Consider the following 26,689-nt stretch of genomic DNA (forward strand, 5'->3'; position numbering starts at 1 on the left):
CAAGAAAAATCTTATTTCACGAATCGGACCTTTAGGGGAGTTGCCTCTGAAAGAGGCTTACTGCCCCTTGAGGTGGGATAAAGTCAAACAAGCCTACTATAAGACCACTATGTATATAGTATATAGGACTTCACTGAATACTTCAAAGTGTACTATATCACTTGTTGGAGAAAAAAGGAGGCGCTGTCTATCCAGCACCTCACACAGATCAGATAAAAAGCTTTGGTTTGGACTCGCCGTTTCCTTCTCTGCTAGACCGGTTTTTTTGGGGGGTGCTTTCAGTTTTACGGACAGGCTGAACTTGATCTTTTCTGTCAGTCCTTTTTTCCTTAACGATATTGCCAGCTGTTTTTCCTTTCTTACTCGATTCATTTTCTGTCTTTGTTTGGTCATCACTTGATTTCATTCCGCGATAAAGCTTCCACATTGATGGCAGATTCTTGATAAGTGGTCCATATTGTTCAAAGAGCGGGCCAAATTTCTGGGCAGTGTTAATGACATTCTGGGTGTTGGTCAGGAATGAATTGATTGTGTCAGGGTTGCCAAGCGATTTCAGCAAGGACCCAGCCCCTTCTCCTCCTCCGATAACGGATTGAGCGGAGCGAGCGACTGCTCCCTGGTTCCCACCGGCGGCCCTGCCGAATAGCTTGGCAAGCAGCCCTCCCCCCCTAGAAGGCTGCCCTGGTATTGCATTCATTGGTCCCATAAAAGGACCTCGCTGCGGAACCGGGAAACCGGACTGACGGGCAAAACGAGGTCCCATTGGCTGGCGGCCAAATCCCGGTCTCCGCATTTGCGGCATAGGTGGCATTCTTAAAAGCCTCCTTTCATAAATGTCCTCTTTCTAAAATATGCAGCCTATCCTCATTATGTTAAGGTATGATTAACAAGGGAAAGCTGAATACTGAGATAATGAAAACAAGAGAATTATCGAGAGGGTAGGATTTCGAGTGGAGATTTCATGCAATCTCTACTATAATGACAAGACGGGAAAAATATGTTCGATTAATAGAGAGTAAGGAGCAAAATACATGAACGGAAAACAATTTGAACGGTTTGGATTAAAACCTTTTTTGCTAAAAACGGTAAGTTCCCTCGGATTTGCTAGCCCTACCGAGATTCAGGAGCAGATGATCCCCGCTGCCTTAAGAGGAGATAGCGCAATTGGGCAATCGAGGACAGGAACTGGCAAAACGCATTCATACCTTCTGCCGATAATGCAGAAGCTTAACCCGGCCCAGCAGGAGGTCCAGGCGGTCATTACAGCGCCGACCCGTGAGCTTGCCACGCAAATTTACCAGCAATTTTTAAATGCCGCGGAGCAATACGAAGGTCCAGAACAAATAATAATTAGAAATTATATTGGCGGTACGGACAAGCAAAAAGCAATTGAAAAGCTAAGGGTACAGCCTCATATTGTGATTGGGACCCCATCCCGCCTTTTTGACCTGATCCAGGAACAAGCTTTATTTGTCCATACGGCTGATACCCTTGTGATTGATGAGGCTGATTTGATGCTTGATATGGGCTTCCTGGAAGATGTGGATAGAATTGCATCCAGAATGCCTGAAAAGCTTCAGATGCTCGTATTTTCAGCAACAATACCTGAAAAACTAAAGCCTTTTTTGAAAAAATACATGGAAAATCCAAAGTACATCCATATTGAACCAGAAAAAAAAGCAGCTGAAAACCTTGAGCATCTTATTCTCCCATCGAGGCACAAAAATAAAAAGGGAATCGTTTTTGAGGTTCTTCAGACTTTTAACCCATATCTGGCAATTGTTTTTACGAATACAAAAAAAATGGCTGACGAAGTGGCCGATGCTTTAATTGATAAAGGGTTGAAGGTTGGCAGAGTTCACGGAGACCTTAATCCTCGTGAACGAAAGAAAATGATGAAGCAAATACAGGATTTGGAGTACCAATATATCGTTGCCACAGATTTGGCTGCAAGGGGAATTGATATTGAGGGTGTCAGCCATGTGATCAATTATGAATTGCCTAGTGACCTTGACTTCTATATCCACCGTGTTGGCAGGACAGCAAGAGCAGGTTCTTCCGGAATCGCGTTAACGATTTACGATCATTCAGATGAGGACGCATTAAACAGGCTTGAAAAAATGGGCATAACTTTCAAGCATGTTGATTTTGGGAAAGACGGCTTGGTTGAAATAGGCGAACGAAATAAACGGAAAGCGCGTAAGCGGACAGTAGCCGATACTGAACGGGTTGCGAAAGCAATGGTTAAAAAACCAAGTAAGATTAAGCCGGGTTATAAGAAAAAAATCAATGCTGAAATTGAAAAAATTAAAAGACGCCAAAACAGGCTTAAGAATAAGAAGTAATTGCAGAAATAATTTTTGCTGGTAAAAAGGAGTAGGAGCACATGTTGAAGATTGGCTCTCACGTTTCAATGAGCGGAAAAGATATGCTTCTTGCTGCGAGCAGGGAGGCAGTTTCTTATGGTTCGAATACGTTCATGATTTATACTGGGGCGCCCCAGAATACGAGAAGAAAGAAAATTGAAGAACTGAATATTGAAGCAGGCAGGAGACATATGGAGGAACATGGGATAGGCGATATCGTCGTCCATGCTCCGTATATCATTAATATTGGTAATACAACCAATCCGGCTACGTTTGAACTAGGGGTTACTTTTTTACGCTCTGAAATGGAACGGACCGAGGCTCTTGGGGCTAAACAAATCGTCCTCCACCCTGGTGCGCATGTCGGGGCGGGAACGGAAGCAGGCATAAGGAGAATCGTTGAAGGCCTGAACGAGGTATTGACTGGTGACGCAAAGGTTCAGGTAGCGCTTGAGACAATGGCCGGGAAAGGCTCTGAATGCGGAAAGTCATTTGAAGAGCTTGCGATGATTATTGACGGGGTTCATTATAATGACCAGTTGTCTGTTTGCTTCGATACATGCCATACACACGATGCCGGTTATGACATTGTCAACGATTTTGACGGCGTCTTAAATGAGTTTGATAAAATTGTCGGGATTGAAAGGCTGAAAGTCCTCCATATCAATGACAGCAAGAATGCTGTCGGGATGAGGAAGGACAGGCATGAAAACATCGGCTACGGCCATATTGGCTTTGATGCGTTAAGCTATATTGTCCATCATCCTCAGCTTATTGACGTTCCTAAAATTCTTGAGACTCCATATATTGGCGAAGATAAGAAAAACAAGGTTCCGCCATATAAGCATGAGATTGAGATGCTGCGCAATAAGGAATTCAATCCGCAGTTAAAAGAGATTGCCGTTCAGGTTTAACTCACCCTTTTCAAAATGAATAAAATGTTTAAAGCCTCCTTAAACACGTGTTGCGTAAGGAGGCTTTGCTTTGCCAATGTATTACTTTGTGAACTGGAGGAAGAGTTTGTTTACTTCCTTTGCGGTTTCTGGCCCGGCAATTTTTGCAATTTCTTTGATAATGGCTGCCCTTTGGCTACTGTCAAAAATATTCACTTGCCTTCCCCGTAAGTATTCGGCTATTTTGCCAGCCTGTGAACGGTTTATCGAGATGCCGAACTGACTTGCATATGTGAGTAGTTCCCCTGCAGTGATCGTATTAATTTTATGGTTGATAATGTTTTCAAAAATTTTCACCTTTATCACTCCCTTTCTTAATGTATGAGTTTCAATTGTAAACAGTGCAATAAATAATAAAACAAATGGGCGGGGAATTCTTGAACCTTTACAGAATAAAGGAACTGGGTTATACTACTTAACGTAAATCGGAATGATTCTTAAAATTAAGGTGATGTTATGGCTAATCTGCCAATTATTGAAATAAAAGGACTTTCATACAGGTATGAAAAGGAAAATGTCCTTGAAAATATTTATTTGACTGTGCCCAAAGGGGCATTTCTAGGGATTGTAGGTCCAAACGGTTCGGGAAAATCAACTTTGCTCAAACTCATTCTTGGTCTCCTGCAGCCCCAATCCGGGGTCATACGCCTTTTCGGAAAGGAAATCAGGGATTTCACTGAATGGGAGAAAATCGGCTATGTTTCCCAAAAGGCCAATTCCTTTAATTCCGGCTTTCCGGCAACTGTTCATGAAGTAGTATCAAGCGGGCTGACAAGCAAACTTGGCCTGTTTCGCTTTATGGGGGCGAAGGAGCGGGAAAAGGTACATCAGGCTCTAAAAGCAGTGGGTATGGCTAATTTTTCCGGAAAGAACATTGGGGAACTCTCGGGCGGCCAACAGCAAAGGGTTTTTATTGCCCGTGCCCTTGTAAGTGAACCCGAGCTCTTGATTCTGGATGAGCCAACCGTTGGCGTTGATGCCCAGCATGTCAGTGCATTTTATGAAATGCTTGAAGAGCTTAATATTAACAAGGGGATTACTTTATTGCTTGTTACACATGATATCGGGACAATTTCCGAAAAAGTAACCCATGTTGCCTGCCTGAATAAACATCTTCATTTTCATGGGGAAGCGGCAGAGTTTGAGGGCTTTGCCAACGAAGAGTTAACTGAATTGTATGGCCATGGAGTCCATCTTCTAAGCCACCACCATCATGGGGAGGCGGGAAGATGATTAGCGGGATTTTTAAGTATGAATTTTTGCAAAATGCTTTTCTATCTGGTGCGTTAATAGGGGTGATCGCCCCGCTGCTCGGTGTTTTCATCGTGGTGCGGAGGCTTTCTTTAATTGCCGATGCATTGAGCCATGTAACATTATCCGGAATAGCTGCCAGCCTTTTTTTGGAGAAAAAATTAGGCTTGGCTGGTTCTTTGAACCCATTGTATATGGGAATGGCTTTTTCAGTTGCCGGATCGTTATTTATTGAGAAGCTTCGCAGTGTTTATAAACATTATCAGGAATTAGCGATACCGATTATTCTTTCAGGCGGCATTGGAGTTGGAGTCATTTTCATTTCTCTAGCAGACGGGTTCAACGCCGATTTGTTCAGTTATTTATTTGGAAGCGTCTCAGCCGTTAGCAGGGCGGATGTCTGGATTATTGCGGCAATCAGTGTCTTTGTAGTTCTGGTCATTTTGTTACTCTATAAGGAGCTGTTCCTTTTATCATTTGACGAAGAACATGCTAAAGCATCTGGTATTGCGGCAAGAGCCATCCATTTTATCTTTATCGTCATGGTAGCGCTGGTCATTGCTGCATCAATGAGGATAGTCGGGATTCTACTCGTTTCCGCGCTAATGACATTGCCAGTTGCTGCCAGTATGAAGCTGGCCAAGGGATTTAAACAGGCAATCTTCTTGTCAGTTGCTTTCGGTGAACTGTCCGTCATCGGCGGCTTGTTTGCTGCCTATTATTTAGACCTTGCTCCTGGAGGAACCATTGTCCTGCTTGCGATTGCCGTCCTTATAGGCGTGATTATCTTAAAGAGGACAGGAATGAAGAGAGAAACACAAAAGGGGTGATAGATGAATGGATGTGAACGAAGCCCTCGATTATTTGAAGGAAAAAGGATATAAGCATACAGGTAAACGAGAAGAGATGCTCCAGTTGTTTTCGGATAGCGACAAGTATTTAACAGCTAAGGACGTCCTAGAACAGCTCAAGGACGAATTTCCTGGCCTAAGTTTCGACACAATTTATCGGAACCTTTCTCTGTTTGCCCAGCTTGGCATTTTGGAAACAACTGATCTTTCAGGCGAAAAACACTATAGGTTTACTTGTTCCAGAACCTCGCATCACCATCATTTTATATGCCTGGATTGCGGAAAGACAAAAGAATTGGGCACATGTCCAATGAGCAGCCTTAGCGAAGACTTAAATGGATATGATATTTCCGGACACAAATTCGAGATTTATGGGAAGTGCCCGGAATGTATGTGAAAAAACAGCCTAAAATGAAAGGCTGTTTTTTACTTCCCACTTTTTGATCCATTCGTTTGCTTCCTGCCAAGTGGCTACCCGAATGACCCCATCGGGTATTGGATCCCGATTATATGGAGTATCAAATAGAAGGACTGGGATGCCGCATTCTTCGTGAATGGCTACGGCATTATCATGTTTATCTTCCAAAAAGAGATCGACATTATATTTTTTTGCTGTGGCGATTTTATTATGGGTTCCAATTAATTCAATATGGTGGAAAGCAAGTTCATTTTTTGTGAACCATTCTTTTGTCAACTCAAGCAAATGGGAGGCTCTTGCTGAAATAAAATAAAGTTCGTACATTTCCATCCATTCATTTAAGACCTCCTTTGCCCCCTCGGCAAGTGGAGATCCGGAATAAATCTCCGGTTCTGCCCCGTGAAACCATTTTGCAAATTCATCCCTTGAAATGTCAACGAGGTGAAGGAGGTCGTATTCCTTTACATCGGAAAGGGTAACATTCAAGTTAAACTGTTTATTTATATACGGCAATATACTTGAAGGGCAAGTAACTGTCCCATCAATGTCAATTCCTAGTCTTTTCATATAAAAACTCCTTTATCTGTTTAAATACGGAGGGCTCTTTCTATTTTACCAAAAAAAACTTTTTCGTGTTGTCGATACAAAGATTGACATAGTAAAAAAAACTGCATGGTAAACACTAATAGGGCTCCTACCTATTGAAAGCGAGGGATTCAGGTGGCCGATCAATCAAGGGATACGAGTATGATGCAGTAAGATAGCAGCCGGCAGGAGGGGGCTTCAAGCTATAATGAAGAGACCTCTGCTGAACCAATCCTGCTGCTTCCAGAGCCTAACCGCACTCGTGGCATGCGGGACACAACTTCTGGAACAGCCGGAGACTACCGCAATCAGCGGGAAGAAACTGCAGCGGAATTCGCTCCTCCTGTCACTATGAGACAAAATCAAAATAGAGATGGACAGGGACAGCAAGGGGACCAGGGCGCCATGAATCGTGAAGCAGGCGGGACCATGCTTGGCTATACTGCATTGGCCGCCGCAATATTGTCCTTGTTCTTCCTGCCTGTGCTGTTGGGGATTACAGGTATTGTACTGGGATTCCTGGCAATGCGCAGGAATGCCTCCACAACGGGCGGCTGGGCTATTGGCATCGGAGCAGTTTCACTTATTATCGGGATGTTCATTACACCATTCTTTTAATGTTTTCAGACAGGGGCATTGAAAAAAGAGGCCCGGCGGATGCCGGCCTCTTTATTCTTGCTAAGGAAATAATAAGATATGTCCTTGTCGAAAACTCAAAACAAGTTGTTGTAATCCAGCTCCACAAAGGAAAGCTTCGGGAGCATAAGCATCGCAGGAAGGAAAAGCGTTAGCTTTTTCGAGGAGCGCCTAGCCCTCGAGGTCACAAGCCATTCCGGCCAAAAGGTTAAAGACCGAACCTTTCGTCCGGCTCGTCTTGTGCTTGGCTACGCTTCGCTCGCATTAAGGGCGACTAAGGCTTTGCTGTCGCAAAACCAAGTCTTCCTATATCGGGGCTGACCACAAAGGAAAGCTTCTGGGAATAATCATCGCAGGGACAGGCGGTTTTTGCCTGTCACGAAGGCGCTTGCGCATTTTGTTCTAAATACCTTGTTTTTCGAGTGCTTGCTTTTGAAAATATTCCTCCGCTAGTGCATCGATTTCTTTTTTAAGTTCCTCAACCATTATCTCTTCAGGAACTTTTCGGATAATTTCGCCATGTCGGAACAGCAGGCCTTCTCCGCGCGCGCCGGCAATGCCGATATCGGCTTCACGTGCCTCGCCCGGTCCATTGACTGCGCAGCCAAGGACGGCAACTTTAATCGGTGCTTTTATCTTTTCAATATATTCTTCAACTTCATTTGCAATACTGATCAAATCGATCTCAATACGGCCGCAAGTCGGGCATGAAATTAACGTAGCCGCATTTGAGGAGAGGCCGAAAACCTTTAAAAGTTCCCTTGCGACCTTAACTTCCTGGACTGGGTCCGCACTTAGCGAAATCCTTAATGTGTTGCCAATTCCTCTGTCCAAAATGGCACCCAAGCCAGCGGCGCTTTTAACAGTGCCCGCGAAAAGGGTTCCCGATTCAGTAATCCCGAGGTGGAGTGGATAATCAAAGGCCCTTGACGCCTTATCGTAAGCTTCGATGGCCAAATTGACGTCTGAGGCTTTCATGGAAACGATGATATCGTGGAAGTCCAAATCTTCCAGGATTTTTATGTGATGAAGGGCGCTTTCAACCATGCCGTCGGCAGTAGGATAGCCGTATTTTTCGAGGATTCTTTTTTCAAGCGACCCCGCATTGACGCCAATCCGGATTGGAATGCCGCGTTCTTTTGCGGCTTTCACAACAGCTTCTACCTTTTCACGCCTGCCTATATTGCCGGGATTAATCCTGATTTTATCCGCGCCGCCCTCAATTGCTTTCAGGGCAAGCTTATAATCAAAATGAATATCGACAACAAGAGGGATATTGATCCTCTTTTTAATTTCAGCGATGGCATTGGCTGCGCGTTCATCCGGGCAGGCAACCCTTACAATTTGGCAGCCGGCATCTTCCAGCCGTTTGATTTCTGCAACTGTCGCTTCGACATCATGCGTCTTTGTTGTGGTCATACTTTGTATGATAAGCTCGTTATTCCCGCCAATGGTCAGGTTTCCGACTTTTACTGGACGGGTTTTTGTACGATGAGTAATTTCATTCACTTGCAGTTCGCTCCTTTGCGTACTGATAAAAATATTGGATGTTTTAAAGCAATACTATATTATTTTATCAGTACCTACGTAACCTTTCAAGGATAGGAGCTTAAATCATGAGCCCTCTTTGGAATAGCTTGGGAAAAAATACTCTTTTCCGATTTGCAGCTTTTCGGGTGAAGCCCCTGGGTTTAGTACTTGAAAGTCCTCAACCATTTTCTTAATCGGCACTGGAATTGCTCCCTGGTTTTGCTCTACTATTGATAAAAGAGTTTGCCCGGGCTGGACTGTAGCCTTATAAAAGGGCAATTCGGAGGAAGGCTCTGTTTTGGCAACAGCAAACCCAGGTTTGCTTACAGGAAGTGTTCCTTTTGTAAGATCCGTGTAAACACTAATGATCAGGGCAAAAATAAAGAGAGCCACAGCTATTTTTTTCAAAGGACAGGCCTCCATCCAGGATTTTTACCATATATATGTTGATGGAGGAGTTTTAGAACAAAATTTTTCTGCGTTATAAAATCAACTAAGGATTACCGAGACTTATTGACCGAACGGCGGTGTTCAGCTGTTCTTTCGGTCACAAAAGGGGCAACTTTCGTTTCGTTTTGCAGAGAAAGTAAAACAGCACAGCTCCCATTCGGGCGCTGTGCTGTTTGTGTCCTTATTGAGCTTTCTTCGGAGCTGGCGTTTCCTTTACTGCCAAATAAAGTACAATGGCCGAAACGAGCCAGTTTATCAGAAAACCGCTCGGGACTACAGTTTTCATTGCTTCCATTATTGTGAAAAAGATGGTTGAAATCGTTACACTGTAAGCTGCCATTCTCCACAGATGTCCATAGTTCAGACGTCTTCCACCCATGTTTTTTAGCATAATCCCCATGACTGCCAAAATGCTAACCTCAATAAACTTCATTGCCGAAGAAACGAGGAGAATAAAGAAAAAAACGATTGGCAGAATGATATAATTAGCCCCATCCATTGCCGTGATGAAATCAACAAAATCCTGTTTTGCCAATGTTGAGTTATCCAGCATTGCATAAGAGTAAGATTGGACCCTCCCGCCAGCGGCCAGGGCGAAATCATCTTTTAAGAAACCGAATGCATTCCCCATATCGGCCAAGTCTTCCTGGCTGACAGAACCGGTCGGATCTATAATAATCGAAAAATCATCCCGTTTTATTGTGACCGGCATATTCGTATCCGTTTCCAGACTCCCGTTCTTAATCGCAAAATCGGGCAGTTCTTTCCGGATAATTTGTTCTGCGGCTTCTAAACCAGTGTTGATTGCAACGCTAAAATGGTAAAATGTCGGCAAGATAGAAATGAATGTAAGCAGGAAAACATATAATATTGTTTTTCCTATCCCCTGAAACCGATAAAAGGCAATGTCCTTTGGGGAATACATACTTTTGTATAATTGTTTAAAAATGTTCATCATTAACACCCCTAAAAAGATTCAGCCCTTTCATTTTATCCTTCATTTCTTTTAATCACAAGTACAAATGATTATACAGTGGGAAGAGGGCTGTGCTGGACTGCGGGAAGCATATGTTGACTATGTATTGGGTAAGGGAAACTGTATGAAGTAAAAGGAGTTTTATCATGGATGCATTCATATTGGGTATTGTTATTATTTTGTTTTTTGTCGCTTTTGTCGGGATTTTTTTCCCGGTCATACCGAGTGTGCTTTTTATCTTTGCGGGTTTTTTAATTTATGGCTTTTTCGTTTCCTTTGAGCCGTTTAATTGGTTTTTTTGGGTGGTGCAGGGATTATTTACAATCCTGTTATTTTTCGCTGATTATGCGGCAAATTTGCTTGGGATTAAAAGGTATGGTGGATCGAGTGCGGCTGTTTGGGGAAGTACGATAGGCCTTATTGCAGGACCGTTTGTCTTACCCTTTGCCGGAATCCTGGTTGGCCCTTTTATTGGAGCGATCGCAGCCGAACTGCTTGTCCATAGAAAAGGGTTCAATGAAAGTGTTAAAGTTGGATTTGGTTCGGTTATTGGGTTTATTAGCGGGGCTGTGGTAAAAACGGTCATTCAGGCTGGAATGGTTGCATATTTTCTTAACGTCGTGTTATAGATAGTGGTGGCGGTTTGAATGTTCCCGGCTTAACGAAAAAACCGGCTTGCCTTGAATCGTGGCAGCCGGTTTAATTAGTTTAATCCGCATATTTCATGGGCGCAGTGCTGGCAGTCAACTTCTTCCCTCAAGTAGGAGAGTTTTTTAACAGTGAATTTTTGCTGGTCATAGCTTATGATACCTTTGTCCCTTAGGTCCTTTAGACTTCTTTGGATAACTTCTCTTGTCCCATACGTTAGGTTGGCAAGTTCTTGGTGAGTCAAAGGTAGATCAATTAATATTCCATCATCTGTTGGTATTCCGTATGAATTACACAGCCGGATTAAAATAGAATAAAGACCGCCTTTTTTCCCATTCATTATTAAATCTTGGCACTTCATCTGAGCCTTTAAATAAGATGTGCTGAGCCATGAAACAAGTGCGGTCATCGCATAAGGGTCATTTGAAATAAACTCTTCAAATTGCTCTCGCTTTATCGCAAGAAGTTCACAATCGCTTAGCGCCTTGGCGGAATAATGATAGCGGGATGATGGCTTGAACAGCTGATATTCAACTATAATCTCGCTAGAATTCAGGATCTTTAGGATAAATTCCTTGCCCCTTAAATGAACCCGGCCGATTGCAACACTGCCTTTTAAAATAATGTAGATGTTTTCAACCAAATCCCGTTCATGAAATATGACCGTGCCTGCTCTGATTTTCTGCACAGGCTCTCTGTCACCAAAAAATTGGTTTAAATAATTGTATAAAGACTCGTTGTTTTCTTGCATATCTGCAACTCCTTTAATTCCTTCACTTTGATTTAAGAAAATTACTTACAACATGTCAATATGTGTTTTACATTTTTTGTAATGTGCGAAAGGGATATATGACTTAAATCGTTGACAACTCGCGGGAAATTTGAATATGACAATTTTCCGACTTTTGCCCAGGATCGAACTGTTTGACGGGATGTATGAAATTGTTTTATAAAGGGAAGTGTATTCATTAGCCCTAAGCATTTTATTTGAAACAGCTTAAAATATTTGTTAATCTTAACCTGCAAAGCTTTATGAAAATTCAAAAAGCAAATAATAGTACATAGGAGGAATGTCCCATGGCATTTGAATTGCCTCAGCTACCTTATGAGTATGATGCGCTTGAGCCGCACATCGATAAGGAAACAATGAATATCCACCACACGAAGCATCACAACACATATGTGACCAACCTGAATAATGCGTTAGAAGGAAATGAGGAACTTCTTTCAAAAACGGTTGAAGAAGTTATCTCAAACTTGGACGCTGTTCCAGAATCTGCAAGGACAGCAGTCCGCAACAATGGTGGCGGACATGCGAACCACAGCCTTTTCTGGCAAATTCTTTCCCCAAATGGGGGCGGTGAGCCTACTGGCGAACTGGCTGACGCACTTAACAGCAAATTCGGCAGCCTTGAAAACTTCAAAGAGGAATTTGCGAAAGCGGCGACTACGCGTTTCGGTTCCGGCTGGGCATGGCTTGTTGTGAACAATGGAGAGCTTGAAGTGACAAGCACGCCTAACCAGGACTCCCCATTAATGGAAGGCAAAACGCCACTCCTAGGACTTGATGTGTGGGAGCATGCTTATTATCTGAAGTATCAAAACCGCCGTCCTGAGTACATTAATTCGTTCTGGAACGTTGTTAACTGGGATGAAGTGGCAAAGCGCTACAGCGAAGCAAAATAATTGAAAAGCAGTTAACATAATATTCAAGTTGTTTTTAAAAAAAGGCAGAGTGACTCTGCCTTTTTTTGTGCTTAAAAAGCAATCTGTACTTTGTGTTCCGCTTGGCAGCCCAACGATTTTTTTCTTTGTTAGCTAAATCGGTTGGAATAGAAATCCTCTGGCTGTTGAAAACTACCTTTATAACAAAGGGAGTTTTCATATGAAGAAAAAACTTAAACTATTCGATGATATTTCGTTTACAAGGGATCTTTTACTGCTTTTGATTTTAGGTGGCCTATATTCTCTGAGTGTGGCATTGTCAAATACCTTCGTAAATATATATTTGTGGAAGCAATCAGGCAATTTTGCTGAAATTGGCCTTTATAATCTTTCGATCGTTGTCATTCAGCCATTGACCTTTATTTTCGCAGGAAGATTAGCAAAAAAAGTAGACAGGGTTATTGTCCTTCGAGTCGGGGTTATCTTTCTTGCGCTTTTTTATTTATCAGTATTAATGGCAGGTCCTAAAGCGTCACACTTCCTCGTTCTCCTAGGATCCCTTTTAGGAATTGGCTATGGATTTTACTGGCTTGCGTTTAATCTATTGACCTTTGAAATCACTGAACCGGATACAAGGGATTTTTTTAACGGATTCATGGGTATTTTATCTTCGGCTGGAGGGATGGTTGGCCCGCTGGCTTCGGGTTTTATCATTACAAGGATAGGGAATTTCAAAGGGTATATGACAGTTTTCGGGCTTTCACTCACCCTCTTTTCACTGGCAGTAGTATTAAGCTTCTTTTTGAAGCGAAGGCCCTCTTCAGGCAAGTATTCTTTTATTGAGGTATTTAAAGAAAGACGGAGAAACAATAACTGGAGGCTTGTGACGAATGCACATGTTTTTCAAGGTCTCCGTGAGGGTACGTTCGTTTTTGTCATTTCCGTCTATGTATTTTTATCAACAGGCAGTGAAATGTCCCTTGGAACATTTGGACTGATTAACTCTGGGGTATCATTTATTGCCTACTTTGCTGCAGCGAGGCTGATAAAGAAAAGGAGAAGGAAAAAGGCAATATTACTGGGGGGGATCATCCTGTATGGGTCAGTATTTTTAATTTTTAAGGACGTAACCTTTGCAAAGCTCTTGATGTACGGGGCCTCAATTGCAATTGCCTATCCCATTCTTCTGGTGCCGTATATGTCCATTACCTATGATGTAATCGGTACAAGCTGGAAAGCCGCGGAAATGAGGGTTGAATACATCGTTGTAAGGGAAGTGTTTTTGAATGCCGGAAGAATCTTTTCTATATGTTTGTTCCTGTTTGCGGTCACCGCATTTGATTGGCAAAAAAGTCTGCCGGTTTTATTGCTCTTCCTCGGTGCAGGCCACACTTTTATTTATTTCTTCTTAAGAAAGGTCCACGTCTCCACACCCTAATGGCATAAATTTTTAAAGGCTGGCAAAAACATTTGCCAGCCTTTGCCATTTCTACTATTTTTCTCGATTTGGAAAGTGGTTCCAGATAGAAAAAAAGTTGATTATCGGCTAGAATAAGAATAATGAATTTATAAGAAAGTGTGAGTAAAATGGTTGCGCAAAAGAAAAAAAAGAAAAAGCTTCTTGTCCCTTTCAGGCTGAATATATTATTTTTCGCTGTATTCATCCTATTTTCAGCTCTGATATTAAGGCTGGGGATTGTCCAGATCGTTTATGGGGACGACTTTAAAAGGGAGATTGAACGGACTGAGGACGTCACAGTGAAAAATCCTGTGCCGCGGGGAAAGATGTATGATCGAAACGGAAATGTCATCGTAGATAATACTCCACTTAATGCGATTACCTATACAAAATATCAGAACACAACCCAGCAGGAAATGATAGAGGTTGCTGAAAAACTGGCTCAATTGATTGAAAAAGATACGAAAAAAGTCCAGGTCCGAGATAAAAAGGATTTCTGGATTATGAAGCATCCTGAAGAAGCAAAAAAGAAAATCACTAAAAAAGAATGGGATCTTTACGAAGCCAAGGAGTTGACGGACAAAGAGATTTACAAGCTTCAGGTTGAACGAGTAACAGAAAAGGAAATAAACAGCCTGACAGACGAGGAACTTGAAGTGCTTGCCATTTTCCGCGAGTTCAATTCAAACTACGCCCAGACCCCGGTTATTGTTAAAAATGAGGGAGTCACCCCTGAAGAATTCGCGGTTGTCAGTGAGAACCTTGAAGACCTGCCTGGCGTCGATACGACGACTGACTGGAAGCGGCATTATGCTTATGATGATACGCTTAAAACGATTCTTGGGAACGTCACGTCGTCGGACAGAGGGATTCCGAGAGAACAACTGGATTATTATTTATCTAGGGATTATAGCCGGAACGACCGTGTCGGCATCAGCTATATTGAGAAGCAGTATGAAGAAATCCTGCAAGGTGAAAAAGCCAAAGTCAGGAACAAAACGGACAAGGGCGGAAACATTCTTGGAACAGAGGTTATTTCCGAAGGGAAACGCGGGAAAGACCTTGTTCTGACCATAGATATGGATTTGCAGCTCGCTGTGGAAGAAATCCTTTTGGATGAATTAAAGAAAGCCAAGCAAATGGGAAGTTCAAGGTTGCTTGACCGTGGATTTGTTGTCCTGACAAACCCATATACCGGTGAAATTCTTGCGATGGCAGGGAAAAAGTACGAAAAAAACCAAAAAACCGGAAAATATGAGTGGAGCGATTATGCATACGGAACGTTCACGACTTCCTATAATGTCGGATCCACCGTAAAAGGCGCGACCGTCTATACCGGCTTCCAGGAAGGGGTCATCGGTCCCGGCTCCCGGTTCTATGACAGTCCGATGTATATTAAGGACACTCCGGTAAAAGCCTCGTGGCGCAGGAGTGGATTTGGGTCTGTTAATGACACCAGGGCGCTCCAAATATCTTCGAACGTGTATATGTTCCACGTTGCAATAAAAATCGGAAAGGGAACCTATATCCCACGTAAGCCCCTCCCTTTGGATATCAATGCTTTTTATAAAATCCGCGAATCTTTCGGACAGTTTGGGCTCGGGGTGAGGACCGGCATTGACCTTCCAAGTGAATCGGCTGGTTTTGCAGGTCCACTGCAAAGCGGAAAACTGCTCGACCTTGCCATCGGCCAGTACGATACGTATACAGCTATGCAGCTTGCCCAGTATGTATCTACAGTAGCGAACGGCGGAACGAGGATTCAGCCTCATATCGTCAAAGAAATTCGCGAGCCGATTATGGATACAGATAAACTAGGACCTGTAATCCAGGAGATCCAACCTAAGGTATTGAACAGGCTCGATGGAAAGGAAGAATGGCTGAAACGAGTCCAGCAAGGCTTTAGAATGGTTATGCAGGGTGACGGTACAGGATCAAGAAAATTCGGGAATGCTCCATATAAACCGGCAGGGAAAACCGGAACAGCCCAGGCTTTTTATGACGGCTTTGAAAGGAATCGTTTCGGCAAAATTCCTCCTGAAGTCATGAATCTGAGCTTGATCAGTTATGCCCCATATGATAACCCCGAAGTAGCCATGGCTGTGCTTATCCCTTGGGCCTACCAGGGAAGCAATGGACCATCAGTCAATAACGAAATTGGCCGAAGAGTTCTAGACACTTATTTTGAGCTTCAGAAAAAACGTGCATCTGGTGAAACAACAGAAGAATCTACCGAAAAAGAAGATGCATCAGAACAACAACAAGATTCCGGAGAATAGAATGTAAAACATAAAAACAACCTACACTGCACCCCAACTGTTAGATAAAGCTAACAGTTGGGGTGCAGTTTTTTCTTTTGTATATAAAAACATGGCACTGAGGCACAATAATTTACAAAACATTAACATTCAATTAAAACCGTATTTACAGTAACACTTTATTCTGTACATGTAAGGAAAAAACATTTTCCCAGGGGGTAAACGTTAATGAAACTTGTAAAAAAAATTGGATTACCAATTATTCTGATCACTATGATGGCTGTATTGGCAGCCTGCGGAGGAAAAGGTGACAAAGGTGGAGCGGGCGACCTTGAGGGCAGTGTTGTCATTGACGGGTCCGGAACAGTTTTTCCTTTAATGGCAAAGGTCGCTGAAAACTACATGACCAATGAACAGGAAGGCGTTTCTGTTGAAGTGAGCCGAGCAGGTACTTCAGCTGGATTTAAAAAATTCCTCGCGAAAAATGGAACTGATTTTAATAATGCTTCTCGTTCCATTAAAAACGAAGAAAAAGCGGAAGCAGATAAACTGGGAATTGAAGTACAGGAATTAAAAGTCGCCCTTGATGGCATTACCATTGTCATTAATAAAGACAATAAGTGGGCCAAGGAGCTGACACAGCAGGAAGTCATTGATATTTTCACAGCAGAAAAAGGCAAGAAAAACTGGTCCGATGTCCGTCCAGGATTCCCAAATGAGCCGATCAAAACATACGGGCCGAACGAAAACCACGGTACTTATGAATTTATGTTTGAAAAGATTCTTGAAGAGCAGGAGCTCCCAGGGGGAATTAACCTGCAGCAGGATTATTCGACTCTAGTTGATCTTGTTTCTAAAGACAAAAATGCGATTGGGTTCTTTGGATTTGGGTATTATGAAAACAATAAAGATAAGCTTACAGCAGTAAAAATTGATTTTGGAAAAGGACCTGTTGAACCTTCGTTGGAAACCATTAAAGAAGACGGGGACTATGCAGCTTTTACACGCCCGGTTTTCACCTATTTGAATGTTAACCATGCCAAGGAAAAGCCGGAAGTATTGGACTACGCAATTTATTTAATGGAGAATGCCCAGGATGTCGCAAAGGAAACTGGATTCGCTCCACTTTCTGATGAAGACAAACAAACATCCCTTGAAACTTTAAAAGCAATGAAAAAATAAAGACCATAATATGATTGCCAAAAAGATGAGATGCAATGTTCTCATCTTTTGGCTTGAGAAGATGTTTAGGGTGGTTAGTAATCGGTGAAAGGGGATATTATGATGGACAAAACCGCTGGGGTGAAAAAACTGAATATAAGCGGGCTGATACAGGAAAAGAAAAAGAGTCCCAGCATCGGAAACTTTACAGAAAAGCTTATACCAAAGATCCTCTTTGGCATTGCGGCAATTTCAGTTTTAACAACAATAGGAATTGTTTTAACTTTATTGACTGAAACTGTATTATTTTTCAAGGAAGTACCATTTCTTGACTTCTTTACGGGGACTAAACTGAAACCGCTTGGTAAAGACGCGGTTTTCGGGATTCTTCCATTGTTGACGGGCACAGTCCTTTCTTCTGCAATCGCTATGATAGTAGCTGTCCCGATAGGTGTTATGTCAGCTGTTTTCCTGAGTGAATATGCCTCGGATAAACTAAGGAAAATCCTGAAACCGATTCTTGAAATTCTAGCCGGCATCCCAACGATTGTTTATGGATTTTTTGCCTTTACTTTTGTTACCCCGTTGTTGCGGTCGTTTATTCCCGGCCTCGAGCCGACGAACATTTTAAGTCCGGGAATCGTGATAGGCATCATGATTATCCCGATGGTGGCGTCCTTGTCGGAGGACGCAATGAATGCCGTTCCCAATGCAATGAGGGAAGGAGCCCTTGCTCTCGGTGCGACAAAACTTGAAGTTACGTGGAGGGTCGTCATTCCCGCTGCCATGTCAGGGATTATTGCTTCCTTCGTGCTGGGGATTTCGCGTGCGGTTGGGGAAACAATGATTGTGGCAATTGCCAGCGGCAGCTCCAAGAATTTCACGTTTGATGTGACCCAGTCAATGCAGACTATGACAGCTTATATTGTAGAGGTAACTGGCGGCGAGGCTGCTGCCGGAACGACCTTGTACTACAGCCTATATGCGGTAGCAATGACGCTGTTTGTCTTTACTTTGCTTATGAATCTGGCTGCCCAATACGTGTCACGCAAATACAGGGAGGAATATTAAATGAAATATGTTGACCAAGCACAGGTTACAAAGAAGATGGGGACACGCCTGTTTGCCAACAATCTCGCAAAAATGCTTTTCCTCCTTTCCACACTGTTTGGTATTGCAGTATTGGCAGTCCTCATCTATCGTGTCGCTTCAGACAGCATGGGCTGGATTAACAAAGATTTTTTGCTGAATAAGCTTTCAACAGTTCCGGAAAGAGCCGGGATTCTGGGGGCTATTTACGGAACGTTGTGGCTAATGGCAGTAGTGGCGCCCGCTACGATGATATTGGGAGTAGGCACGGCAATTTATTTGGAGGAATACGCTAAAAAAGGGAAGCTTCAATCGTTTATTCAGACAAATATCTCAAATCTGGCAGGGGTTCCATCTGTTGTTTTTGGAATATTAGGGTTGACTGTATTTGTCAGGGCGCTAGATTTAGGCTCTGTTGTCCTTGCCGGAGGATTAACGATGTCCCTACTCGTTCTCCCGGTTGTCGTCGTCGCCAGCCAGGAGGCAATCAGGGCGGTTCCCCAGTTCTTAAGGGAGGCCTCATATGGAATGGGGGCAACGAAATGGCAGACTATTAAGAATGTTGTCCTGCCTGCATCTTTGCCGGGCATATTGACGGGTGTCATTCTTGCGCTTTCTAGAGCAATCGGAGAGACTGCGCCGCTTGTAGTAATAGGCATACCGGCACTATTAATACCGCTGCCGAATGGTATCCTTGACAAGTTTACGGTCTTGCCGGTCCAAATATATTATTGGACGGTTGACTCCGCATTGGTAGCGGAATATGCAAATCTTGCTGCTGCCACCATTGTTATTCTTTTGATTGTTCTTTTTGCCATGAACTCGATTGCAATTATTATCCGTAATAAATTTCAAAAAAGATTCTAGGGCTGGAGGGAGCCGGTTATGATAACAGCAACACTTGGAAAAAACACTACTGTAAGCCATTCAGGCCGCCAGGTAAGTTCAGGCCAACCAGTCTTTCAAACAAAGGACCTAAACCTTTGGTATGGTGAAGGGCAAGCCTTAACAAACATTAATCTTAATATTAATGAAAATGAAGTAACCGCCATTATTGGCCCATCGGGCTGCGGCAAATCAACTTATATTAAAACATTGAACAGGATGGTTGAACTTGTACCCACTGTAAGGACGTCTGGTGAAATTCTGTACAGAGGAAATAATATCCTTCATAAGGATTTTAAAGTGGAGGATCTGCGCACCAAGGTGGGAATGGTCTTTCAGAAGCCAAATCCATTTCCAAAATCCATCTATGAAAATATTGCTTACGGACCCAAAATTCATGGAATAAGAAATAAAAGAATCCTCGATGAAATTGTTGAACAAAGTCTAAGGGGAGCAGCTATCTGGGATGAAGTGAAAGATAGACTGCATCAAAACGCCTATGGGCTTTCCGGAGGCCAGCAACAGCGGCTTTGTATCGCCCGGTGCCTTGCCATCGAGCCGGATGTCATTTTGATGGATGAGCCCACTTCGGCACTCGACCCAATTTCAACCTTGAAAGTTGAAGAACTCGTCCAGGAATTGAAAAAGGACTTCAGCATCATTATTGTTACTCACAATATGCAGCAGGCTGCCAGAATATCAGATAAAACCGCATTTTTCCTCAATGGGGAAGTCGTTGAATTTGCAGAGACAGGAAAAATCTTTTCTAATCCTGCCGACAAACGCACAGAGGATTATATTACAGGCCGTTTCGGGTAATAAGAGCACTCATGAAAAATTTGGATGGGGTGAAATCATTGGGTACGAGGACCAATTTTGATAGCAATTTAAAAAGCTTGAATGACATGCTGATGGAAATGGCAGGCCTGGCAACAGCGGCAGTGGAAGCTTCAGTTGAAGCACTTGTTTCTCAAAACATGGAGCATGCTGAAAAAGTCATTCAGAGTGACAAACAGATTGATGATCTCGAATTGCAAATCAATGAAAAAGCAATCCTGCTCATTGCGACTGAGTCGCCGGTTGCCACTGATTTGAGAGCAATCATTTCGGTTTTGAAAATTTCATCCGAAGTAGAGCGGATTGCCGACAATGCCGTGAATATAGCCAAGTCTGCTATGCATATTGGATCTGAAAAGCATATCAAAGAAATAGAAGACATTCCTAAAATGAAAGACTTAGCTCTGGAAATGCTTGACTGTTCATTAAAATCACTTCTTCAGAAAGATGCGAGCCTTGCTAGAAAGTGTGCGAAAATCGATGACGTAGTAGATGAGATGTATGGAAGGCTCGTTCATGAACTGCTAGAATACATTCCTGCAAACCCTGGCGCAACAAACCAGATTACGCAGATGGCGTTTACTTGCAGGTATATTGAACGCATTGGCGACCATTCCACCAATATTGCCGAACAGGTTGTTTACCTCGTTACAGGTAAACAGTCTGAATTAAACAGTTAAGGATATACATTGTCAAAATTCCGCTGCATTCAATCAGCTTTTTGTCGAAGAAACAACAAAAATATTTTTTTTGAAGCTTGGACAGCGCTGGGATAAGGAAAGGCGTTTTCCGACAAAATGCGTTCATTGTCCGGCTTCAAATGAGGTGCTACCATAAATAGTAAGGAAAGCGGTCATAAAGCGGGGCCGTATGAATATAATGGTTAGTTACCTAAAAAGGCGGTTGTTGGAATGTCAAAGACAAATGTTGATTGGATGGCTGTAAATACTCACAAAAGCTCAACGCCAGTTTCCAAAGTCGAGAAGCTGGATTTGACTCCCGGCTTATGGACTTCTGGAAAGACGTATTGGAATCATGGCAGGATGGAATTTGTTTTAATGGAAGAGGAAATTTCCATGAAAATATCAGTTGAACACCCTCATTCTAAAATTAACATGGTAAATTACTTTGTTTATAACCATAGCAAAACAGAAAAACATGTAAAACTATTGGCCTTGCATTACTGTCAATCCGTTCTTAAAGATCATTTTTCGTTCATTTCTCCGGCTGATGATATTGTATTTCATCTAGCAGGAAAGCAATTATATCTTGTAGATGGCAGATCAAGTTCGAACGAAAAATGGGAAACAACTGTTATTCCGTCCTGGCACTCAAGCCTTGATGGAATATGGGGATGCAAGCAAAAAGGGACACTTAAATATACGCCCATGGCAAAAGGGAATCCGGCGAGCGTCCTTTCAAGAGAGGCAGCCATCCCTCCTGGCAAAATCATAAGGGCCACTACATGGTGTATTAGCGGGAAGAATAAAAATGAACTCCTTTCCTTGAACACGGCACTTTTGAAAAACAGACTAGCATTTCCAAAAGAATAGTGATATTATAAAAAGGTCGTATCAACGAACAAGCTTTTGTGTTTGGAGGGAAAAAAATGCGCGTAAATATTACGTTAGCTTGCACAGATTGTGGAGATCGTAACTATATTTCAAAGAAAAATAAACGCAATAATCCAGATCGCCTTGAGCTTAAAAAATACTGCTCCAGGGAAAAGCGCGTTACATTACATCGTGAAACAAAATAAGCAGTAGGGCTTCCTGCTGCTTTTTTTGTTGTCTAAAAATAAAGGGGCGTGGGGGATGACTATGGAAGAGAAGCGTAATTCACGGAAAGAAATGATGTCCCACCTTAAGCGGCTTGATAGCCAGGACTATAAAGACCAGTCAGTTCAAATTGCTGAAAGTCTATTTGAACAGCAGGAATGGATCCAGGCAAAAGTGATTGGTATTACAATTTCGAGGCCTCCTGAGGTGGATACATATAAAATTATTAAACAAGCGTGGCGGGAAGGAAAAAAGATTGCTGTACCTAAATGTATTCCCAAGGCGAAAGTAATGGATTTTAGGTATTTGTCTGATTTTTCCCAGCTTGAGACGGTTTACTATGGACTGAAAGAACCTATGGTAGAGAAGACTGAATTGGCGAGCCCAGAAGATATTGGCTGCTTAATCGTTCCTGGTCTGGCATTCTCTGTTGAAGGTTTCAGGGTTGGGTTTGGCGGAGGCTATTATGACCGGTTCCTGACTGGCTTTAACGGCCATACTGTATCGCTCGCCTTTTCTTGTCAAATTATCGATCATCTTCCTGTCGAAATACATGATATTCCTGTAAGGAAAGTCATTACCGAACAGAGGGTTATAGTTCCATGATAACAGGGAAGATAAGTAGTATCTTGCTCATTTTTTTGGCTTCATGGGCAGGATGGAAACTAAAGTCGCTAACAAAATCCGGTGCACTAGCTGCGGTTGCAACGGGGTTCGCAACACTCGCAGGCGCAGGCCCTAAAGGTCTAGTTCTTCTTGGCGCTTTTTTTGCCACCTCAAGCTTATGGTCAAAATTTAAAGAAGTAAAGAAAGCATCGATAGAGGAGAAATTGGCTAAAGGCTCGAGAAGGGACTGGAGACAGGTTGCAGCAAACGGCGGTCCCGGGGCGCTCTGCAGTCTTTTATTCCTCGTTACGTCGGATCCAATTTGGATTATTTGTTTTGCGTCAGCCATCGCGAGTGCCAATTCGGATACATGGGCTTCTGAAATAGGGTCATTAAGCAGACGCGAACCTGTCAGCATCCTCAGCTTAAAAAGAGCTGAAAGGGGGACATCGGGTGCGGTCAGCTCTCTTGGAACACTTGCAGCCATTTTCGGGTCCGCTTTGATTTCGATTCTGGCGGTATTTCTTTATAAACTATCACCTGCATATGGGATGATCATTTTTTTATTCGGGTTTATAGGAAATGTACTCGACACCGTCATGGGTGCATTTTTTCAAGCCCTCTACAGGTGTAAAGAATGCGGTCTCGAAACAGAAAAAGCGGTCCATTGCGGGGAGAGAACGATAAAGATCAAGGGAAATGCCGTGCTAGATAATGACATGGTCAATTTTTTATCTGGACTAATGGCCGCATGGGGAACCTTTATTCTATTGGCTTTTAAATAAATGCCAGCAATACAACTATTTGCCCTTTTAACAATTTTTTTGACTATATAGGTTGAACTTAATTTTTACACAAATGAGCCAAGGAAGCAGGTTGATTGAAGCGGAAGGCACGAAGACTCCTCGAAAATCGTGAATTATGCTATCGCATAATTCCTGCGAGGCCAATTCACGGAAGCTTTCCTTTTGCTATCGCATTTCCTTCGTGCAAAGACTATTCGTGGAAGCTATTTGTCCTCCGGGATGCGGCGGCAAGGTGGAGACCCCACAGGCGCCAACGCGCCGAGGAGGCTCCACTGACGCCCCGCGGAAAGCGAAGTGCCTCGTGATAGGCAAAAACCGCCTCGCGACAGGCAAAGATCGCCTGTCTCTGCGATGCAAATTCCTGGGAGCTTTCCTTTGTGTCCGTGCGATGCTTATTCTCAGAAGCTTTCCTTTGTGAAGCGCAAATCAACCAAGATTCAACTTGAAAAGAAATTACCTAGTTCAACCTATTTAGAAAGAAACTCCGGAAACGACCAAAATTAAAGGAGGTAATGGGATGAAACGTGTAAACAGAGGTGTAAACAGGGTTGTAATAATCGGGATGGGACTTGTCGGTTCCAGCTATGCGTTTGCACTTCTAAATCAGGGGATCACCGAAGAACTTGTCCTACTTGATCTTAATAAGGAAAAGGCAGAGGGCGATGCCATGGACTTAAATCACGGGCTTCCTTTTGTTCCATCTAAAACGAATATTTGGTTTGGGGATTACGAAGATTGCAAGGATGCCGATATTGTTGTAATTTGTGCGGGGGCAAACCAGAAGCCGGGCGAAACCAGACTCGACCTAGTTGAGAAAAACACCAGGATTTTTAAAGGGATTGTCGATAGCGTGATGGGCAGCGGGTTCGATGGCATTTTTCTTATTGCCACCAATCCGGTTGATATTCTTTCTTATGCGGTCTGGAAGTTTTCCGGTTTGCCGAAGGAGAGGGTTATTGGGTCCGGTACAATACTTGATACAGCGCGTTATCGGTTCCTACTTGGCCAGCATTTCGATGTCGATCCCAGGAATGTCCATGCGTATATTATTGGAGAACACGGAGACACAGAGCTTCCAGTATGGAGCCACGCTGATATTGCAGGGAAAAAAATCTCTGAATGGACGAAAAATAATGATGTAAAAGATTTGGAAGAAATATTCCCGAATGTCAGGGATGCAGCCTATCATATTATTGAAAGAAAAGGGGCCACCTATTATGGCATAGCAATGGGACTCGTCCGCCTGACAAAGGCGATACTTGACAATGAAAACTCTGTACTGACTGTTTCAGTCTACTTAGAAGGGGAATATGGCCACAATGACGTCTTTATTGGTGTGCCGGCTATTGTTAACCGGAACGGAATCAGGGAGATTGTTGAGCTTATTTTAAATGAAGAAGAAAACGACAAATTTGCTCATTCGGTCAATGTCCTTAAGAAGAATTTGGAGCCTGTTTTGCGGCAATAAATCAATACTTCCTACCAATCTCTCCAGAATAAATTTTTTCCTAAAGGGGAATTTAATACGGGAGGGAATAATATGAGCAGAGCAATTTCTTCAATTTTAATGATTGGAACTGCCGGGTATGCCATTTACCGCTACAGGTACAGGTTAATGAATCTCATTCTGGGTACCGGCTGGATTAGAAAGATGGCCGTCAGCACAATTATGGGCATGCCTGGAACGAAGAAAAAATTAATGGAGTCAGTATTTGGAAGCCCGAACCGGTAACTGAACGGTTCGGGCTTTTATCGTCATCACTTTAAACCGATGAGGTAGTGGGATTATAGCGAGAGTTTTGTTTTTCTTTCTTGTAGCTAGGGAATTCGTTTATAATGGTTATGATAGATGTAGGATATTCGGGTGTTTACATAAACCTGAAGAAAGCAGGGGAAGCTTTTGTACAAAAAAGAAGATTATGTGTTTTGGAAGCTTGCGGAGCTTTTTATCGTTCAGGCAGGCTACAGAATCGTGAAGCTCTTTCCTAATCAGCAGGAATTATGGCTTGAAAAAAAGGAAAATAAAAAAACTCCAATCGTCCGTTTATTGCGCAGTGACATTTCCTGGAGCAATTGGATGGTACGGGATATAGAAACAACAGCTTTGACGGGCTCAAGGATTAGAAGACAAATGAACTTGCGTAGGCTGCCCCTGGTAAACATTTATATCAGCGAATATCCGCCTGTAGACGACTATGCCACAATGGCCGAAGAGCCATTCATTTTAAGGGATCGCATGTCTGAAACGCTCGTCCATTCCATATTGTTTGCTGAAGATACATACAAAGATGCTGAACAGAAGCTGGCCTATCTGACTGTATTAAAAGACTTGGATTTTTTACATACACTTGACTACAGCCAGGAAGCGATTGAAGAGGTAAAGAGGAAAACGCTAGAGCATGCCAGGAGGGAAACTGAAAAGGAACAAGCTATTTTCAAAGCAGGGAAACCCTTCTTCACGTATATCTTTATGGCCATTCAGATAGCCGTTTTCCTTATTCTTGAATTGAATGGCGGAAGCACAAACCCATCCACTCTTTTAAAATTCGGTGCAAAATTCAACCCCCTAATATTAAACGGTGAATGGTGGAGGTTTTTCACTCCTATTTTTCTTCACATAGGGCTTTTGCACCTGGCTATGAATACCTTCGGCCTTTATTTTGTTGGAACAGCGGTCGAAAGAATGATGGGAAGCGCCCGTTTTTTATTTGTTTACTTATTTGCGGGATTTGGCGGTTCGCTTGCAAGCTTTTTGTTCAGTCATGAATTATCAGCAGGCGCAAGCGGGGCAATATTTGGGTGCCTCGGCGCGCTCCTCTATTTTGGTTTAGTCTTTCCAAGGCTTTTTTACCGGACGATGGGTCCGACCGTATTGTTTATCATTGTTCTAAATCTCGCTTTTGGATTTTCGGTTTCAATGGTAGATAATGCAGGGCACATAGGAGGGCTTGCAGCAGGCTTTCTTGCTGCGGGTATTGTTCATTTTCCAAAGAAAAAGAGGCCTGTCATGCAGATCGCTTTTGCAGCTGCCTCCATTTTGATTGTGGGCCTCCTTCTTCAGCATGGCTTCCAAAAAGCGTTGGGACCGAAAGATGAACGGTCGGTCATTTTGCTTGCTGAAGAGTATATCAACCAGGAAAATATCGACAAAGCTTACGAAATTCTAAAAGCTTTTGAAACCAACAGTTCAGTGACAGAGAAAACTTATTTCATGCTGTCGTTTACGGAGATTAAAAAAGGGATGTTACCCGAAGCAAAGCTTCACTTGCAAAAAGCGATTGAATTGGATCCGGAATTCCCTGAAGCACACTACAATCTTGCACTCATTTATCTTGAAGAAGAAAATCTTGAGCTTGCAGGGAAACATGCGGAAAAGGCAGCGGCAATCAAGCCTGGCCGAGATGAATATAAAAATCTCGTCGCTGAAATAAAAAAAGCGATAAAAAAGAACCCTCGAAGATAGAGAAAAGTTTTTTATAAA

General features: G+C 42.9%; 31 protein-coding genes. 24 read left to right on the forward strand and 7 right to left on the reverse strand.

The annotated features are described in order from the left end of the window. Positions 1–208: 208 nt before the first annotated feature. The gene (gene vrrA / locus D1B31_RS08795) at positions 209–811 is read right to left on the reverse strand and encodes a VrrA/YqfQ family protein (protein WP_118920410.1); all 603 of its coding nucleotides are present in this window, start codon (positions 809–811) and stop codon (positions 209–211) included. 220 nt (positions 812–1,031) lie between these two features. Between vrrA and D1B31_RS08800 the strand changes: the two genes are divergently transcribed. Together D1B31_RS08800 and D1B31_RS08805 are read left to right on the forward strand one after the other, a co-directional pair. Beyond that, positions 1,032–2,345 (forward strand): DEAD/DEAH box helicase, encoded by a 1,314-nt coding sequence (locus tag D1B31_RS08800; protein WP_118920411.1) that lies wholly within the window; start codon positions 1,032–1,034, stop codon positions 2,343–2,345. Positions 2,346–2,386: 41 nt separating this feature from the next. Continuing rightward, on the forward strand, positions 2,387–3,280 hold the full coding sequence (locus D1B31_RS08805; RefSeq protein ID WP_118920412.1) for a deoxyribonuclease IV: 894 nt from the start codon (positions 2,387–2,389) through the stop codon (positions 3,278–3,280). 81 nt (positions 3,281–3,361) lie between these two features. Here the strand turns inward: D1B31_RS08805 and D1B31_RS08810 are convergent, their stop codons facing one another. Further along, entirely contained in the window at positions 3,362–3,616 is a 255-nt protein-coding gene (locus tag D1B31_RS08810; RefSeq protein ID WP_118920413.1) for a DUF2624 domain-containing protein, read from the reverse strand. A gap of 159 nt (positions 3,617–3,775) precedes the next feature. Between D1B31_RS08810 and D1B31_RS08815 the strand changes: the two genes are divergently transcribed. From D1B31_RS08815 to zur, 3 genes are read left to right on the forward strand one after another with little or no spacing between them, the layout of a single operon-like run. Then, on the forward strand, positions 3,776–4,552 hold the full coding sequence (locus D1B31_RS08815) for a metal ABC transporter ATP-binding protein (RefSeq protein ID WP_118920414.1): 777 nt from the start codon (positions 3,776–3,778) through the stop codon (positions 4,550–4,552). After that, on the forward strand, positions 4,549–5,400 hold the full coding sequence (locus D1B31_RS08820; protein WP_118920415.1) for a metal ABC transporter permease: 852 nt from the start codon (positions 4,549–4,551) through the stop codon (positions 5,398–5,400). The genes D1B31_RS08815 and D1B31_RS08820 overlap by 4 nt, the downstream gene beginning before the upstream one ends. 7 nt (positions 5,401–5,407) lie before the next feature. After that, positions 5,408–5,818: a zinc uptake transcriptional repressor Zur gene (gene zur, locus D1B31_RS08825; protein WP_118920416.1), complete on the forward strand. Its 411-nt coding sequence runs from the start codon at positions 5,408–5,410 to the stop codon at positions 5,816–5,818. A 9-nt stretch (positions 5,819–5,827) separates the two neighbouring features. Here zur and D1B31_RS08830 read toward each other — a convergent pair whose 3' ends face one another. Next, positions 5,828–6,406 (reverse strand): 5' nucleotidase, NT5C type, encoded by a 579-nt coding sequence (locus tag D1B31_RS08830; protein WP_118920417.1) that lies wholly within the window; start codon positions 6,404–6,406, stop codon positions 5,828–5,830. A 226-nt stretch (positions 6,407–6,632) separates the two neighbouring features. Here D1B31_RS08830 and D1B31_RS24205 point away from each other — a divergent pair, with 226 nt between their 5' ends. From D1B31_RS24205 to D1B31_RS24210, 3 genes are read left to right on the forward strand one after another with little or no spacing between them, the layout of a single operon-like run. After that, positions 6,633–6,779 (forward strand): hypothetical protein, encoded by a 147-nt coding sequence (locus D1B31_RS24205; protein ID WP_158587501.1) that lies wholly within the window; start codon positions 6,633–6,635, stop codon positions 6,777–6,779. Next, complete coding sequence (locus D1B31_RS23875; protein ID WP_158587502.1) at positions 6,776–7,042, forward strand: hypothetical protein; 267 nt, start codon at positions 6,776–6,778, stop codon at positions 7,040–7,042. Before D1B31_RS24205 ends, D1B31_RS23875 begins: the two co-directional genes overlap by 4 nt. Continuing rightward, positions 7,042–7,215 (forward strand): hypothetical protein, encoded by a 174-nt coding sequence (locus D1B31_RS24210; protein WP_158587503.1) that lies wholly within the window; start codon positions 7,042–7,044, stop codon positions 7,213–7,215. The genes D1B31_RS23875 and D1B31_RS24210 overlap by 1 nt, the downstream gene beginning before the upstream one ends. Before the next feature lie 247 nt (positions 7,216–7,462). On the opposite strand, the gene ispG is transcribed toward D1B31_RS24210, so the two are convergent. The 3 genes from ispG to D1B31_RS08850 all read right to left on the reverse strand — a co-directional run bounded on the left by ispG (position 7,463) and on the right by D1B31_RS08850 (position 9,998). Further along, the gene (gene ispG, locus D1B31_RS08840) at positions 7,463–8,575 is read right to left on the reverse strand and encodes a flavodoxin-dependent (E)-4-hydroxy-3-methylbut-2-enyl-diphosphate synthase (RefSeq protein ID WP_118920419.1); all 1,113 of its coding nucleotides are present in this window, start codon (positions 8,573–8,575) and stop codon (positions 7,463–7,465) included. A gap of 99 nt (positions 8,576–8,674) precedes the next feature. Then, positions 8,675–8,998 (reverse strand): LysM peptidoglycan-binding domain-containing protein, encoded by a 324-nt coding sequence (locus D1B31_RS08845; RefSeq protein ID WP_118920420.1) that lies wholly within the window; start codon positions 8,996–8,998, stop codon positions 8,675–8,677. 223 nt (positions 8,999–9,221) lie between these two features. Further along, on the reverse strand, positions 9,222–9,998 hold the full coding sequence (locus D1B31_RS08850) for a DUF1189 domain-containing protein (RefSeq protein WP_240035223.1): 777 nt from the start codon (positions 9,996–9,998) through the stop codon (positions 9,222–9,224). 164 nt (positions 9,999–10,162) lie between these two features. Between D1B31_RS08850 and D1B31_RS08855 the strand changes: the two genes are divergently transcribed. Beyond that, complete coding sequence (locus D1B31_RS08855) at positions 10,163–10,645, forward strand: DUF456 domain-containing protein (protein ID WP_118920422.1); 483 nt, start codon at positions 10,163–10,165, stop codon at positions 10,643–10,645. Positions 10,646–10,719: 74 nt separating this feature from the next. Here the strand turns inward: D1B31_RS08855 and D1B31_RS08860 are convergent, their stop codons facing one another. Further along, positions 10,720–11,415, reverse strand: a complete 696-nt coding sequence (locus tag D1B31_RS08860) for a Crp/Fnr family transcriptional regulator (protein ID WP_118920423.1) — start codon at positions 11,413–11,415, stop codon at positions 10,720–10,722. A gap of 326 nt (positions 11,416–11,741) precedes the next feature. Between D1B31_RS08860 and D1B31_RS08865 the strand changes: the two genes are divergently transcribed. The 15 genes from D1B31_RS08865 (at position 11,742) to D1B31_RS08935 (ending at position 26,671) form a co-directional block, all read left to right on the forward strand. Then, positions 11,742–12,350: a superoxide dismutase gene (locus D1B31_RS08865; protein ID WP_118920424.1), complete on the forward strand. Its 609-nt coding sequence runs from the start codon at positions 11,742–11,744 to the stop codon at positions 12,348–12,350. A gap of 199 nt (positions 12,351–12,549) precedes the next feature. Then, positions 12,550–13,767, forward strand: coding sequence for an MFS transporter (locus D1B31_RS08870; RefSeq protein ID WP_118920425.1), 1,218 nt, complete (start codon positions 12,550–12,552; stop codon positions 13,765–13,767). 149 nt (positions 13,768–13,916) lie between these two features. Then, positions 13,917–16,067, forward strand: a complete 2,151-nt coding sequence (locus D1B31_RS08875) for a peptidoglycan D,D-transpeptidase FtsI family protein (protein WP_118920426.1) — start codon at positions 13,917–13,919, stop codon at positions 16,065–16,067. 207 nt (positions 16,068–16,274) lie between these two features. Further along, positions 16,275–17,228, forward strand: a complete 954-nt coding sequence (locus D1B31_RS08880; RefSeq protein ID WP_118920427.1) for a PstS family phosphate ABC transporter substrate-binding protein — start codon at positions 16,275–16,277, stop codon at positions 17,226–17,228. Positions 17,229–17,330: 102 nt separating this feature from the next. Further along, positions 17,331–18,278 (forward strand): phosphate ABC transporter permease subunit PstC, encoded by a 948-nt coding sequence (gene pstC, locus D1B31_RS08885; RefSeq protein ID WP_118920428.1) that lies wholly within the window; start codon positions 17,331–17,333, stop codon positions 18,276–18,278. Further along, complete coding sequence (gene pstA / locus D1B31_RS08890) at positions 18,279–19,163, forward strand: phosphate ABC transporter permease PstA (RefSeq protein ID WP_118920429.1); 885 nt, start codon at positions 18,279–18,281, stop codon at positions 19,161–19,163. 18 nt (positions 19,164–19,181) lie between these two features. Then, positions 19,182–20,000: a phosphate ABC transporter ATP-binding protein PstB gene (gene pstB / locus D1B31_RS08895; RefSeq protein WP_118920430.1), complete on the forward strand. Its 819-nt coding sequence runs from the start codon at positions 19,182–19,184 to the stop codon at positions 19,998–20,000. Positions 20,001–20,011: 11 nt separating this feature from the next. Then, a complete protein-coding gene (gene phoU / locus D1B31_RS08900) occupies positions 20,012–20,698 on the forward strand; it encodes a phosphate signaling complex protein PhoU (protein ID WP_118920431.1) in 687 nt (228 codons plus the stop codon). Between the two features lie 231 nt (positions 20,699–20,929). Further along, positions 20,930–21,571: a hypothetical protein gene (locus D1B31_RS08905; RefSeq protein ID WP_118920432.1), complete on the forward strand. Its 642-nt coding sequence runs from the start codon at positions 20,930–20,932 to the stop codon at positions 21,569–21,571. 56 nt (positions 21,572–21,627) lie between these two features. Next, positions 21,628–21,777: a 50S ribosomal protein L33 gene (rpmG, locus tag D1B31_RS08910; RefSeq protein WP_082036235.1), complete on the forward strand. Its 150-nt coding sequence runs from the start codon at positions 21,628–21,630 to the stop codon at positions 21,775–21,777. A gap of 61 nt (positions 21,778–21,838) precedes the next feature. Continuing rightward, entirely contained in the window at positions 21,839–22,402 is a 564-nt protein-coding gene (locus tag D1B31_RS08915; RefSeq protein WP_118920433.1) for a 5-formyltetrahydrofolate cyclo-ligase, read from the forward strand. 35 nt (positions 22,403–22,437) lie between these two features. Then, positions 22,438–23,187, forward strand: a complete 750-nt coding sequence (locus tag D1B31_RS08920) for a DUF92 domain-containing protein (RefSeq protein WP_240035224.1) — start codon at positions 22,438–22,440, stop codon at positions 23,185–23,187. Between the two features lie 538 nt (positions 23,188–23,725). Further along, positions 23,726–24,676, forward strand: a complete 951-nt coding sequence (locus D1B31_RS08925; protein WP_118920435.1) for an L-lactate dehydrogenase — start codon at positions 23,726–23,728, stop codon at positions 24,674–24,676. 72 nt (positions 24,677–24,748) lie between these two features. After that, entirely contained in the window at positions 24,749–24,940 is a 192-nt protein-coding gene (locus D1B31_RS08930; RefSeq protein WP_118920436.1) for a hypothetical protein, read from the forward strand. Positions 24,941–25,108: 168 nt separating this feature from the next. Beyond that, complete coding sequence (locus D1B31_RS08935) at positions 25,109–26,671, forward strand: rhomboid family protein (RefSeq protein ID WP_118920437.1); 1,563 nt, start codon at positions 25,109–25,111, stop codon at positions 26,669–26,671. Positions 26,672–26,689: the final 18 nt, after the last annotated feature.

It is taken from the genome of Neobacillus notoginsengisoli, assembly GCF_003515685.1.
GTDB classification, from domain to species: Bacteria; Bacillota; Bacilli; order Bacillales; family Cytobacillaceae; genus Bacillus_D; species Bacillus_D notoginsengisoli.

Excerpts from the sequence above, each read along its gene's own strand:
- vrrA (WP_118920410.1), bottom strand. The coding sequence starts at position 811 with ATGCCACCTATGCCGCAAATGCGGAGACCGGGATTTGGCCGCCAGCCA.
- D1B31_RS08800 (WP_118920411.1), top strand. The coding sequence starts at position 1,032 with ATGAACGGAAAACAATTTGAACGGTTTGGATTAAAACCTTTTTTGCTA.
- D1B31_RS08805 (WP_118920412.1), top strand. The coding sequence starts at position 2,387 with ATGTTGAAGATTGGCTCTCACGTTTCAATGAGCGGAAAAGATATGCTT.
- D1B31_RS08815 (WP_118920414.1), top strand. The coding sequence starts at position 3,776 with ATGGCTAATCTGCCAATTATTGAAATAAAAGGACTTTCATACAGGTAT.
- D1B31_RS08820 (WP_118920415.1), top strand. The coding sequence starts at position 4,549 with ATGATTAGCGGGATTTTTAAGTATGAATTTTTGCAAAATGCTTTTCTA.
- zur (WP_118920416.1), top strand. The coding sequence starts at position 5,408 with ATGGATGTGAACGAAGCCCTCGATTATTTGAAGGAAAAAGGATATAAG.
- D1B31_RS08830 (WP_118920417.1), bottom strand. The coding sequence starts at position 6,406 with ATGAAAAGACTAGGAATTGACATTGATGGGACAGTTACTTGCCCTTCA.
- D1B31_RS24205 (WP_158587501.1), top strand. The coding sequence starts at position 6,633 with ATGAAGAGACCTCTGCTGAACCAATCCTGCTGCTTCCAGAGCCTAACC.
- D1B31_RS23875 (WP_158587502.1), top strand. The coding sequence starts at position 6,776 with ATGAGACAAAATCAAAATAGAGATGGACAGGGACAGCAAGGGGACCAG.
- D1B31_RS24210 (WP_158587503.1), top strand. The coding sequence starts at position 7,042 with ATGTTTTCAGACAGGGGCATTGAAAAAAGAGGCCCGGCGGATGCCGGC.
- D1B31_RS08850 (WP_240035223.1), bottom strand. The coding sequence starts at position 9,998 with ATGATGAACATTTTTAAACAATTATACAAAAGTATGTATTCCCCAAAG.
- D1B31_RS08855 (WP_118920422.1), top strand. The coding sequence starts at position 10,163 with ATGGATGCATTCATATTGGGTATTGTTATTATTTTGTTTTTTGTCGCT.
- D1B31_RS08860 (WP_118920423.1), bottom strand. The coding sequence starts at position 11,415 with ATGCAAGAAAACAACGAGTCTTTATACAATTATTTAAACCAATTTTTT.
- D1B31_RS08865 (WP_118920424.1), top strand. The coding sequence starts at position 11,742 with ATGGCATTTGAATTGCCTCAGCTACCTTATGAGTATGATGCGCTTGAG.
- D1B31_RS08870 (WP_118920425.1), top strand. The coding sequence starts at position 12,550 with ATGAAGAAAAAACTTAAACTATTCGATGATATTTCGTTTACAAGGGAT.
- D1B31_RS08875 (WP_118920426.1), top strand. The coding sequence starts at position 13,917 with ATGGTTGCGCAAAAGAAAAAAAAGAAAAAGCTTCTTGTCCCTTTCAGG.
- D1B31_RS08880 (WP_118920427.1), top strand. The coding sequence starts at position 16,275 with ATGAAACTTGTAAAAAAAATTGGATTACCAATTATTCTGATCACTATG.
- pstC (WP_118920428.1), top strand. The coding sequence starts at position 17,331 with ATGGACAAAACCGCTGGGGTGAAAAAACTGAATATAAGCGGGCTGATA.
- pstA (WP_118920429.1), top strand. The coding sequence starts at position 18,279 with ATGAAATATGTTGACCAAGCACAGGTTACAAAGAAGATGGGGACACGC.
- pstB (WP_118920430.1), top strand. The coding sequence starts at position 19,182 with ATGATAACAGCAACACTTGGAAAAAACACTACTGTAAGCCATTCAGGC.
- phoU (WP_118920431.1), top strand. The coding sequence starts at position 20,012 with ATGAAAAATTTGGATGGGGTGAAATCATTGGGTACGAGGACCAATTTT.
- D1B31_RS08905 (WP_118920432.1), top strand. The coding sequence starts at position 20,930 with ATGTCAAAGACAAATGTTGATTGGATGGCTGTAAATACTCACAAAAGC.
- rpmG (WP_082036235.1), top strand. The coding sequence starts at position 21,628 with ATGCGCGTAAATATTACGTTAGCTTGCACAGATTGTGGAGATCGTAAC.
- D1B31_RS08915 (WP_118920433.1), top strand. The coding sequence starts at position 21,839 with ATGGAAGAGAAGCGTAATTCACGGAAAGAAATGATGTCCCACCTTAAG.
- D1B31_RS08925 (WP_118920435.1), top strand. The coding sequence starts at position 23,726 with ATGAAACGTGTAAACAGAGGTGTAAACAGGGTTGTAATAATCGGGATG.
- D1B31_RS08930 (WP_118920436.1), top strand. The coding sequence starts at position 24,749 with ATGAGCAGAGCAATTTCTTCAATTTTAATGATTGGAACTGCCGGGTAT.